8 protein-coding genes are annotated in these 11,640 nt (G+C 67.6%); 6 read left to right on the forward strand and 2 right to left on the reverse strand.

Translation table 11 applies throughout. From position 1 onward, the window contains the following. Positions 1–52 precede the first annotated feature (52 nt). The 5 genes from ACSQ19_RS12220 (at position 53) to prpE (ending at position 7,846) form a co-directional block, all read left to right on the forward strand. A complete protein-coding gene (locus ACSQ19_RS12220) occupies positions 53–829 on the forward strand; it encodes a hypothetical protein (protein ID WP_435997259.1) in 777 nt (258 codons plus the stop codon). A 129-nt stretch (positions 830–958) separates the two neighbouring features. Then, entirely contained in the window at positions 959–2,161 is a 1,203-nt protein-coding gene (locus tag ACSQ19_RS12225) for a pyridoxal phosphate-dependent aminotransferase (protein WP_299341046.1), read from the forward strand. Between the two features lie 79 nt (positions 2,162–2,240). Beyond that, positions 2,241–3,224: a malate dehydrogenase gene (locus ACSQ19_RS12230; RefSeq protein WP_093487338.1), complete on the forward strand. Its 984-nt coding sequence runs from the start codon at positions 2,241–2,243 to the stop codon at positions 3,222–3,224. A gap of 141 nt (positions 3,225–3,365) precedes the next feature. Beyond that, positions 3,366–5,792: a prolyl oligopeptidase family serine peptidase gene (locus tag ACSQ19_RS12235; RefSeq protein ID WP_436000973.1), complete on the forward strand. Its 2,427-nt coding sequence runs from the start codon at positions 3,366–3,368 to the stop codon at positions 5,790–5,792. 152 nt (positions 5,793–5,944) lie between these two features. Next, positions 5,945–7,846, forward strand: coding sequence for a propionate--CoA ligase (prpE, locus tag ACSQ19_RS12240; protein WP_435997261.1), 1,902 nt, complete (start codon positions 5,945–5,947; stop codon positions 7,844–7,846). Between the two features lie 3 nt (positions 7,847–7,849). Here the strand turns inward: prpE and ACSQ19_RS12245 are convergent, their stop codons facing one another. Continuing rightward, positions 7,850–9,256: a M14 family zinc carboxypeptidase gene (locus tag ACSQ19_RS12245; RefSeq protein WP_435997263.1), complete on the reverse strand. Its 1,407-nt coding sequence runs from the start codon at positions 9,254–9,256 to the stop codon at positions 7,850–7,852. A gap of 82 nt (positions 9,257–9,338) precedes the next feature. Continuing rightward, on the reverse strand, positions 9,339–10,565 hold the full coding sequence (locus ACSQ19_RS12250; protein WP_435997265.1) for a citrate synthase family protein: 1,227 nt from the start codon (positions 10,563–10,565) through the stop codon (positions 9,339–9,341). A 146-nt stretch (positions 10,566–10,711) separates the two neighbouring features. Here ACSQ19_RS12250 and prpB point away from each other — a divergent pair, with 146 nt between their 5' ends. Further along, positions 10,712–11,596, forward strand: coding sequence for a methylisocitrate lyase (gene prpB / locus ACSQ19_RS12255; RefSeq protein ID WP_093487328.1), 885 nt, complete (start codon positions 10,712–10,714; stop codon positions 11,594–11,596). The last annotated feature ends 44 nt before the right edge of the window (positions 11,597–11,640 follow it).

Raw genomic sequence — 11,640 nt, forward strand, 5'->3', positions numbered from 1 at the left:
GAATGGAAGGGCCGGTCATCGTACCGGCCCTTTCTTTTTGTGGAGCACCACCATGAAGGACCATTGCCGGCGCGCGTTGCGCGCGGCCCTGTTGCTGGCCGCCGCCCTGGCGCTGGGCGCGTGCAACAAAGGCGCGAACACCCCACCGGATCCCGTCGCAGCGACCGCCGTGGAGGCGTCGGCGGAGCACTTCCAGCAGAGTCTGGAAGGCCTGTGGAGCACGAATCACAGCGAAGGCGACGACGCCGAGACCCTCTACGCCATTGCCTGGCGGCCCGACGCCGGGCTGCAGGTCGTGCGTGACGGCGCCTGGCTGGACGGCAAGGTGGAGGACGTCGACCTCGACAATGGCACGCTGGCCCTGCACCTGACCTCCGATACCGGGCCCAGCGAGACGGTGACCCTGCGCAAACTGCAGGACCAGAGTGGAAACGGCTTCACCCTGCGCATCACCTGGGGTGCCGGCCAGACCGACGAGCTGGGCTTCGTGCGCCGGCTGACCGAACGCGACCGCAGCGAGCTTGCTGCTGCCGTGGCCGCGGCCCGGACGCCGGATCCCGCGACGGTATGCGAAACCGATGCCCCGGCGGGCAGCATCCGCGCCACCTTGGTCTGCGGGCACGAGGAGTTCGGCGCGCTGGATGTCGGGATGCGAAAGCAGTTCAAGGAACTGGCGGATCGCTATCCCGACGGCGACCGCACGGTCCAGGCCGCCACCCGCCAGTTGGACGCCTGCGATACCCCCGCCTGCCTGCGCGCGGCGTATGCGCAGTGGCAAGCGTATTTCGACGAGAACTACGACCTGGGCGACGTGGTGGATTACCAGTAACCGCGCCCCGCCGCGCGGGCCGGGGTAGACCATGGGCTAGTCGGTCTCGGCGGGGTGGCGTGATACCATTTTGCGCCGCAAAAAAGACGGCGGCGACGCTCCCTAACCGTTTCCACGCGAGGTTGTGCAATGCCCCTGCTTGCCCGGCGCATCGGTCGCGCCAAGCCAAGTGCGATCATGGCGGTGGCCGAAAAGGCCAAGAAGCTGAAGGCCGAAGGCCGCGACATCATCAGCTTTTCGATCGGCGTTCCCAATTTCCTGCCCGGCGACCACGTCTACCAAGCTGCGCGCGACGCGCTGGCGAAGGACTCCGGCCAGTACGGCAGCAACCGCGGCACCGACGCGCTGCTCGATGCGTTCCTGCGGCACATCGAAGCGCTGGGCCTGACCGGCTACACGCGCGCCAACGTGTCCACCGGCATCGGCGCCAAGCACATCCTCTACAACCTGGCCGAGTCGCTGCTGGACGAGGGCGACACCATCGTCTATCCGTCGCCGTACTGGACGACCTACGCCGACATCGCCGACATCGTCAACGCGAAGGCGGTGCCGCTGCCGTGCCCGGCCAGCCAGGACTACAAGCTGACACCCGCGCAGCTTGACGAAGCGCTGACGATCCACACGCCTAAGGTGTTCCTGTTCAACAACCCGTCCAATCCGACGGGCATGGTCTACACGCGCGAGGAAGTCGCCGCGCTGGCCGACGTGCTGGTGAAGCATCCGGAGACCTGGATCGTCACCGACGACATCTACAACCGCATGCTGTTCGACGGCCTGGCCTACACGAACTTCGTGCAGGCGCGGCCGGAGCTGCGCGATCGCACGGTCTTCGTCGATTCGCTGTCCAAGACTTATGGCATGCCGGGCTGGCGCGTGGGCTTCATGGCCGGTCCCGAGGTGGTCGCCAAGGCGCTGACCACGATGAATTCCAACCACATCACCAACGTGCCGGAAGTCGTCACCGCCGCGGCCATCGCCGCGCTGACCGGCCCGCAGGACGTGCCCGTGGCGAAGAACGCCGAATTCCAGGCCAAGCGCGACCAGGTGCTGGCCGCGATGGAAGCCATCCCGGGCGTGGTGTGTCCGCGTCCGCAGGGTGCGTTCTACGTATTCCCCGACATCAGCTGCGCCTTCGGCAAGTCGCATGACGGCGTGAAGATCGAGGACGACGTCGACTTCTGCAATGCGCTGCTCGAAGCGAAGGGCGTGGCCTGCGTGCCGGGCTCGGCGTTCGGCGAGCCGCGCGCGCTACGCATCAGCTACACCTGCCCGACGCCGCAACTCGCGCCGGGCCTGCAGCGCTTCCAGGAATTCTTTGCCGAACTGAAGTAACCGTTGCGTGGGCGCAGGCCCACTCTTTCCCCACGCGGTGGGCCGACGCCCACCCTACGAAACCCCGAGGAACCGCACCATGAAAACCCCCGTCCGTGTTGCCGTCACCGGCGCTGCTGGCCAGATCGGCTACGCGCTGCTGTTCCGCATCGCTTCCGGCGAAATGCTGGGCAAGGACCAGCCGGTCATCCTGCAGCTGCTGGAGCTGCCGCTGGAGAAGGCCCAGGCCGCGCTGAAGGGCGTGATCATGGAGCTGGAAGACTGCGCGTTCCCGCTGCTGGCCGGCGTCGTCGGTACCGACGATCCGGAAGTCGCGTTCAAGGACGTCGACGTGGCCCTGCTGGTCGGCGCGCGTCCGCGCGGCCCGGGCATGGAGCGCAAGGACCTGCTGCTGGAGAACGCCAAGATCTTCACCGCCCAGGGCGCCGCGCTGAACAAGGTCGCCAGCCGCAACGTCAAGGTGCTGGTGGTCGGCAACCCGGCCAACACCAACGCCTACATCGCGATGAAGTCCGCGCCGGACCTGCCGTCGAAGAACTTCACCGCCATGCTGCGCCTGGACCACAACCGCGCGCTGTCGCAGCTCGCCAACAAGGCTGGCGTGGCCGTGGGCGACATCGACAAGCTGGTCGTGTGGGGCAACCACAGCCCGACCATGTACCCCGACTACCGCTTCGCCACGGTCAACGGCCAGTCGCTGAAGGACAAGATCAACGACGCCGACTGGAACGCGAACACCTTCATCCCGCAGGTCGGCAAGCGCGGCGCCGCGATCATCGAAGCGCGCGGCCTGTCGTCGGCCGCTTCGGCCGCCAACGCCGCCATCGACCACGTGCGCGACTGGGTGCTGGGCAGCAACGGCAAGTGGGTGACGATGGGCATTCCGTCCGACGGCAGCTACGGCATCCCGGAAGGCGTGATGTTCGGCTTCGCCGTCACCACCGAGAACGGCGAGTACACGATGATCAAGGACCTGCCGGTCGACGATTTCAGCCAGAAGGCCATCGACAAGACGCTGGCCGAGCTGGAAGAAGAGCGCAGCGGCGTGGCACACCTGCTCTGATAGCGGGCATGTCGCACGCGATGGAGAAAAGGGGTGGCGCGAGCCGCCCCTTTTTTTGTCGTGTTACTTTCTGGTTTTCCTCAAAGGGGGTGGGTGATGCGGAAAGGAAGGATATTGCTGGCGGTGGGATTGGCCCTGGCGATGCCGTCATTGGCGGTGGCGCAGGAGGCGCGCTACCTGCAGCCGCCGGAACCACTCCTGCAGGTGTTTCGCGCCCCGCTCAATCCATCGCCGTCGCTGGACCCCACGGGTACGCGCGCGATCCTGATCCGGCAGTCGCAGTATCCGCCGATTGCCCGTGTCGCCGAACCCTATCTCAAGCTCGCCGGCGTCCGAGTGGAGCCGCGCAACCACAGCCGCCACGATCGTTCCAATGGCTACGGCATCCGGACCTGCCTGGAGAGCTTCAGCGTGCTGGAGCTGGCCAGTGGCAAGGAAACTGCCGTCGCGCTGCCTGCGGGCGCCTGCCCAGGCAACCCGTCGTGGTCGCCGGATGGCACCCGGTTCTCCTTCGACAACACCACCGACACAGGCGTGGAGTTGTGGGTCGGCCGCGCTGCTGACGGCCAGGTGCGTCGCGTGGAGGGCGTGAAGCTCAACACGATCCTGGGTGGTGCGGTGCAATGGCTGGGCGACAAGCCCTCGATGCTCGTGAAGCGGGTGCCCACCGACATCGGCGCCGCGCCGGTGCGCTCCGCGGTCCCTCCTGGGCCGGAGATCAAGGAAGCGATTGCCGGCAAGGGCGAGAGCAGTACTTACGAAGCGCGCGATACCTTGTCCGGTCCCGAGGACGAGACCCTGTTCGACTACTACGCCACGTCGCAGCTGGCGGTGGTCGATGCCGACAGCGGCACCGTGACGCCTGTGGGTGCCAAGGCTGTGTACGGCGCCGTCGATGCGGCGCCGGATGGGCGCCACGTGCTGGTGGAAGTGCTGGCGCGTCCGTACTCCTACGTCACCACCTGGCAGCGCTTTGCCAAGGACCTGGGTGTTCTCGATTTGAATAATGGTCGCGTGACGCCGCTGGCGAAGCTGCCGGTCGCCGACCGTGTCCCCGTGCGCGGTGTTCCCACCGGTCCACGCAGCCACGCCTGGCGCGCCAATCAACCGGCGACGCTGGTATGGGCCGAAGCGCTCGACGGCGGCGACTGGAAGAACGACGTGCCGGCCCGTGATCGCCTGTTGATGCTGGCCGCGCCTTTCACCGGCAAGCCGAAGGAGATCGGACGACTGAAGCAGCGTTACGCCGGTCTGGCGTGGTTCCGCGAAGGCGGTCGTGCGCTGACCTACGAGTACGATGCGAACCGGAGCTGGCAGACGACGACGCTGGTGGACGTGGACAAGCGCGTGCCGGCACGCGTGCTGTGGGATCTGTCCAGCGACGAGTTGTATGCCGACCCCGGCAACCCGGAGTTGCAGCGACTCGCGAACGGCGCCTGGGTGCTGCGTGAAGAGGACGGCGCTCTGTTCCTCAGTGGCATGGGCGCGACGCCGCAGGGCAACCGGCCGTTCCTCGATCGCTACACGATCGAGGACGGCAGCACGCGGCGCCTGTTCCGCAGCGATGCGACCGCGTACGAGGTCTTCGTCAGCTTCGAGGGCGACGACACCCGTCGCCTGCTCACCTGGCACCAGTCGCCGAAGGATCCGCCGAACCTGCAGCGCCGCATCCTCGCGGACGCCATCGAAGGCGCGGCGCCGGCGGAAGCCGCCGTACGCTCCGAGCCGATGCCGCTGACCCGATTCCCGGATCCCACGCCGCAGGTGCGGGACATCAAGAAGCGGCTGGTGACGTACAAGCGCAAGGACGGCGTGGACTTGTCCTTCACCCTTTACACGCCGCCGGGGTACCAGGAAGGCACGCGCGTGCCGGCGATCCTGTATGCCTACCCGATGGACTATGCGGACCCGTCGAAGGCCGGTCAGGTAAGCGGTTCGGAGCAGACCTTCACGCGCCTGTCGAACTACCGCCTGTTGCTGCTCGCCGGCTACGCGATCATCGACAACGCGTCGTTCCCGATCGTCGGCGACCCGAAGACGGCCTACGACACCTACCTGGAGCAGCTGGTCGCGAACGCGGAAGCTGCGGTCGACAAGGCGGTCGAACTCGGCGTGGTCGACCGCGGCCGCATCGGCGTCACCGGACACAGTCACGGCGCGCTAATGGCGGCCAACCTGCTGGCGCACTCGGACATGTTCCGTGCAGGCGTGGCCTCCAGCGGCGGCTACAACAAGACGCTGACCCCGTTCGGCTTCCAGAACGAACGCCGCTCGTTCTGGGCGGCACCGAAGGTGTACGACCAGGCCTCGACGTTCTTCCACGCCGACAAGGTCAACGAACCGCTGCTGATCGTGCATGGCAGCGACGACGCCAACCCGGGCACCGAATCGCTGCAGTCGCCGCGGTTGTTCCAGGCCATCCGCGGCACGGGCGGCACGACACGGCTGGTGATGCTGCCGTTCGAGCCTCACTGGTACACGGCGCAGGAATCGAACGAGCATTTCATCGCCGAGATGCTGGCCTGGTTCGACCGTTACGTGAAGCCCGAGCCCGCGACGCGGAAGTAATGCCCCGTCGCTGTGGCTTCAGGGAAAACGCCGGGCCCATGCCCGGCGTTTTTCTTTTGGGTGCGACGGAATGTCCCATGCGACCAAGGTAGGAAGGTGGCGGCGGCGGGGCGGGTCTATGCTGATCCCGGTGTCGGATCCGGGAGGTTCGCATGGCATACGAAGACGTGTATCGGCGCTCGATCGAGCAGCCCGAGGCCTTCTGGGGTGACGAAGCGAAGGCCATCCATTGGCACGTGCCGCCGCGGCAGGTGCTGGAGTATTCGCAGCCGCCATTCCGTCGCTGGTTCGTCGGCGGCCAGACCAACCTCTGCTACAACGCGGTGGATCGCCATGTCGCCGAGCGCGGCAACCAGCTGGCGCTGGTGGCGGTGTCCACCGAAACCGATGTCACCCGCGAAATCAGCTACCGAGAGCTGTACCGCGAAGTGAACGCCTTCGCCGCCGTGCTCAAGCGGCTCGATGTCGGCCGTGGCGATCGCGTGGTCATCTACATGCCGAACATGGCCGAAGCCGTGTTCGCGATGCTGGCCTGCGCGCGCATCGGTGCCGTGCATTCGGTGGTGTTCGGCGGCTTCGCCGCGCACAACCTGGCCCTGCGCATCGACGATGCGCAACCGAAGCTGTTGATCTCCGCCGATGCCGGCAGCCGCGGCGGCAAGGTCATTCCCTACAAGCCGCTGGTCGACGAGGCATGCGCGAAGGCGAGCACGCCTCCGGCCAAGGTGCTGATCGTGTCGCGCGGCCTGGATGCGGCAGAGCCGAAGATCGCCGGTCGCGATGAGGACTATGCGACGTTGCGCACCGCCGTCGGCGATGCCGAGGTGCCGGTCGAATGGCTTGAATCGAACGAGCCCAGCTACCTGCTCTACACCTCCGGCACCACCGGCAAGCCGAAGGGCGTGCAGCGCGATGTCGGCGGGTATGCGGTCGCCCTCGCGCTGTCCATGCGCACGGTGTTCGACGTGGGGCCGGGGCAGGTGATGTTCTCCACATCCGACGTCGGTTGGGCGGTGGGGCATTCCTACAACGTGTATGGCCCGCTGATCGTGGGCGCGACTTCGGTGCTCTACGAAGGGCTGCCGATCACGCCCGATGCCGGCATCTGGTGGGCGCTGTGCGAACAGTACGGCGTGCGCACGATGTTCTCCTCGCCGACGGCGGTTCGCGTGCTGAATAAGCACGACATCGATTTCATCAAGCGCCACGACCTGTCCGAACTGAAATACCTGTTCCTCGCGGGCGAGCCGCTCGACGAGCCGACAGCGCACTGGATCACCGATGCGATCGGCAAGCCGGTGATCGACAACTACTGGCAGACCGAGACCGGGTGGCCCGCGCTGACGCTGCTGCCGGGCCTGGACATGAAGCCCGTGCGGTTCGGTTCGCCCGGGTTCCCGAACCTTGGTTACAGGATGAAGGTGATAGACGAAAGCACCGGCGAGGAAGTTGGACCCGGCCAGAAGGGCGTGCTGGTCATGCAGCCGCCGTTGCCGCCCGGCTGCATGACGACGATCTGGAACGACGACGCGCGCTTTCTCACCAGCTACTTCAGCCATTTCAAGGAACTGCTGTACAGCTCGCTGGACTGGGCGATCCGCGACGAGGACGGCTACACCTTCATCCTCGGCCGCACCGATGACGTCATCAACGTCGCCGGCCATCGCCTGGGCACGCGCGAGATCGAGGAATCCGTGTCCGGCTTCCCTGCCGTGGCGGAGGCTGCCGTGATCGGGGTGGCCGACGAACTGAAGGGCCAGGTGCCGGTGGTGTTCGCGACGCTACGCCAGGCCACCGACGAGCCGCATGAACGCGTGCAGGCCGCCGATGGCATGCGGCGCACGGTAGAGCAGAGCCTGGGCGCGGTCGCGCGGCCGGCGCGCGTCTATATCGTCAACGCATTGCCGAAGACGCGTTCGGGAAAGCTGCTGCGGCGCTCGCTGCAGGCGCTGGCGCAGGGTGCGGATCCCGGCGATCTCTCCACGCTGGACGATCCCAATGCGCTGGAGGAAGTGAGGCGCGCGCTGCAGCGCGGGCCCGAGGTCGGCAGCTGACGGTCAGCGCGCCGGTGGCGCGGGTGTCGCCGGGTCCACACTTCCGTCGAGCGTCCACACTACGTCACGGCCCTGCGGATCGCGGCTCAGCACGAAGCGCGCGCTGGCGCCCGGCGTGAGCGGCAGGGGCGAGCGCGGTTCGTCGTTGTCGCCGTCGTCGTTCGCTTCGATCACCGTGCGTTCGCCCTCATGTCCCGGGATCGGCACGATGAACAGGTCGCGTGCGTCCAGGGTGCGGCGTGCCTTCTTGGTGCCGAGGTCGCCGATATCGGCGATGGCGCCGTCGGTCTCCATCAGCGGATTGCGGAAATTGACCAGCAGGTCGGCCTTCGTCGGCGGACGCCCCGGCACCGACAGCGTGCCGCCACGCACCAGCAGATCGGGCCACACATCGCCGTTCTCCGGCAGTTCGCGATAGAGCGCAGGCGCTACGCCCACGTGGCTGCCGGTCGCGATGCTGTCCAGCGCGGCCACCAGGCCGAGGAAGTAGAGCTTGCGCAGACGCTGCTTCTGCACGTCGCCCTCGATGCCGCCCGCTTCGATCAACACCGTGCTGGCGCCCCACTGCGTGGTGAGGTCGCCGAACGCGCGCGGGTCGAAGGTTTCGTCCCAGCGTGCGATATGGCCGGCCAGGTAGGGTTCCAACGCCGTGCGGATCACGCCTGCCACTTCGATGGCGCGCGTGCGCACATCGTTGACATCGGCGGCGTGGTTGTAGGGCGGCGACAGCAGCGCGATGGCGGTGCCGCGATCGGAGTCGCCGGCGCGATAGCCGACGCGCTGGTCGTGCAGGTTGAAGCCGTACATCGGTTTCACCCGGTCGTACAACGCCTTCAGCGTGCGCGCTTCCGGCGTCGCCAGCATGCGCGCATCGCGGTTGAGGTCGATCCCCTGCACGTTGCGTCGCTGGAAGCGCGCAGCGCCGTCGGGATTGACGATGGGGAAGACATGCAGCGTGGTGTTCGCGCGCAGCTGCCTCGCCAGCGGATGGTCGGGATGGTCGCCGAGAAAGCGGAACAGGTCCGCCAGCGCCATCGACGCCGTACTCTCGTCGCCATGCATCTGCGACCACAGCAGCACGGGGATCCTGCCTTCGCCCCAGCGCACATGGCGCAAGGGGCGGTCCTCGACGCTGCGGCCGATCTCTTCCACGTGGAAGCCGTGCGTACGCGCCAGCAACGGCGTCGCGACCGACCACCAGTGTTCCGCGTTGAACGTGCGGTCCTCCAGGCCGGCGACGCGCAGTTCCGCGTCGTAGAGCGCATCGAGCCCCGATAGCCACGCCGGGGGTGGGGGTATCGCGGTCGGGGCCTGCGTCGACGCATCCGCACGTGGCATGTCGGTGTTCCGGGCGATGGTGGTGGGGATCATCATCGTCAGCAGCAGGCACAGGGCTAGGGTGGGGCGCATCACGGCAGCAGCAGGAGCGGTCGCTTGCAGGGTCGGTGCATGCGTCATCGATGTCAAATCCGTGCGGGGCAGCGCCACCGCGTCATGCCGACGGTGCCGATGGCGTGATGCCGGTGTAGCGCGCACGTGGACGGATCAGGCCGCCCATCGCCTGTTGTTCCAGCGCGTGCGCCAGCCAGCCGGCGAGGCGGCCCGCGGCGAACATCACCAGCGCGGGCGTCGCCGGCAGGCGGTTCAGGTGGCAGATCGCCGCCAGCATGAAGTCGATGTTCGGGCGCAGGCCGCTGATGTCTTCGGTAGCGGCGATCAGCGTTTCCAGTGCGGCCATTTCGCGCTCGCCTGCGTGGCGTTCGCGAGCGCGCGCCAGCAGCTCGGCACCGCGCGGATCGCCCTGCGGATACAGCGCATGGCCGAAGCCCGGAAGATCATCGCCACGCTGCCAGCGCTCGCTGATGAAGCGGCGCGCGTGGCCGGCGTCACGGGCATCGGCGATGAGTGCGTACGCACGCGCCGTCGCGCCGCCATGGCGCGGCCCGGACAGCGCGGCGAGGCCGCTGCAGACGGTGGCGTGCAGATGCGCGCCGGTGGAGGCGACCACGCGCGCCGCGAAGGCCGAGACATTCAATTCGTGGTCCGCGCAAACGACCAGCGCGGCACGCACGAGGTCGGCGAACCCGTCGTCGCCCGGATGCCAGGCCTGCGCGAGCACGCGATGCACCGGCGCGCCGGAAGGCGGCTGTGCGACCAGCAGGGCCGCGTTGTGGCGCAGCAGTCCGGCGGCGATCTCGTGGCGCACGCGGGGCGCCGAGTTGAAGGAGTGGCGCACGTCCAGCGCCAGCAGCGGGATCGCCGCCATCGCGCGCTCGAGCGGCGGCAGCGCGAGATCGGAGGCGAGCGGCGCGACGAGCGTCGGCCACGGGGTCGACGAAGGCGCGGCGAACGGGTCCTCCTCGCCGCAGTCCCAGAGTTGCCGCGCGACGTCTTCCAGCGTGGCGCCGTCGTGGACCATGCCGATCGCCGAACGACCGCGGTAGTAAGGGCCATCCGGGCGGATCAGGGAGATCTGCGTCTCCAGAACGGGCAGGCCCCGGTCCAGGCTCTGCGCCGCGCCCCGCGCCGCGCCGCGCCCCACCTGCTTGCGCTGGGCCAGGCGCTCCACGTCCTGGCGCAGGTAGAGGCGGCTGCGGTGGTCCTTGCCGGGGCGGGATTCCAGCAGGCCACGGCTGACGTAGGCGTACAGCGTGGCCTGGCTGATGCCCAGCAGGCGGCAGGTGTCGCGGGCGGACAGAAGGTCGGTCGCGGAGGCCATCGAGAAATATTGATTCGTTCGATCAAGATTGATCAACCCTGAGGATGGTGCCAGATTTGCGTCCCGAAGAGGGGCGTACCCTTCACGCACCTCCGGCACCGGCCCCAGGCCGAGGCCGCTCGCTGACCGATGAGGAGTCACGTCGCATGAGCACCCCGTCCGCAGGCGCGCAGTTCCGCGCCGCGCTCGCCGCCGAATCGCCCCTGCAGGTGATCGGCGCGATCAACGCCAACCACGCCCTGCTGGCCAAGCGCGCCGGCTACAAGGCGATCTACCTGTCCGGCGGCGGCGTCGCCGCAGGGTCGCTGGGCCTGCCCGACCTGGGCATCAACACGCTGGAAGACGTGCTGATCGACGTGCGCCGCATCACCGATGTCTGCGACCTGCCGCTGATGGTCGACATCGACACCGGCTTCGGCCCCAGCGCGTTCAACATCGAGCGCACGGTGAAGTCGCTGATCAAGGCCGGCGCTGCCGCATGCCACATCGAGGACCAGGTGGGCGCCAAGCGGTGCGGCCATCGCCCGGGCAAGGAAATCGTGTCCGCCGGCGAGATGGTCGATCGCGTGAAGGCGGCCGCCGATGCGAAGACCGATCCGGACTTCTTCCTGATCGCGCGTACCGACGCCATCCAGGTCGAAGGCGTGGACGCCGCCATCGAGCGCGCCATCGCCTGCGTCGAGGCCGGAGCCGACGGCATCTTCGCCGAGGCCGCCTACGACCTGCCCACCTACCAGCGTTTCGTCGATGCGGTGAAAGTGCCGGTGCTGGCCAACATCACCGAGTTCGGCAAGACGCCGCTGTTCACCCGCGACGAACTGGCCTCGGTCGGCGTAGCGATCCAGCTGTATCCGCTGTCGGCGTTCCGCGCGATGAACAAGGCCGCGGAGAACGTGTACGAAGCGATCCGCCGCGACGGCCACCAGAAGAACGTGGTCGACAGCATGCAGACGCGCGAGGAGCTGTACGACCGCATCGGTTACCACGCCTTCGAGCAGAAGCTCGATACCCTGTTTTCCGCAAAGAAGTAAGGATATTCCTTCTCCCTTCGGGAGAAGGTGCCCTAAGGGCGGAT

Source organism: Pseudoxanthomonas sp. LjRoot127 (genome assembly GCF_964253495.1).
Lineage (GTDB): Bacteria > Pseudomonadota > Gammaproteobacteria > Xanthomonadales > Xanthomonadaceae > Pseudoxanthomonas_A.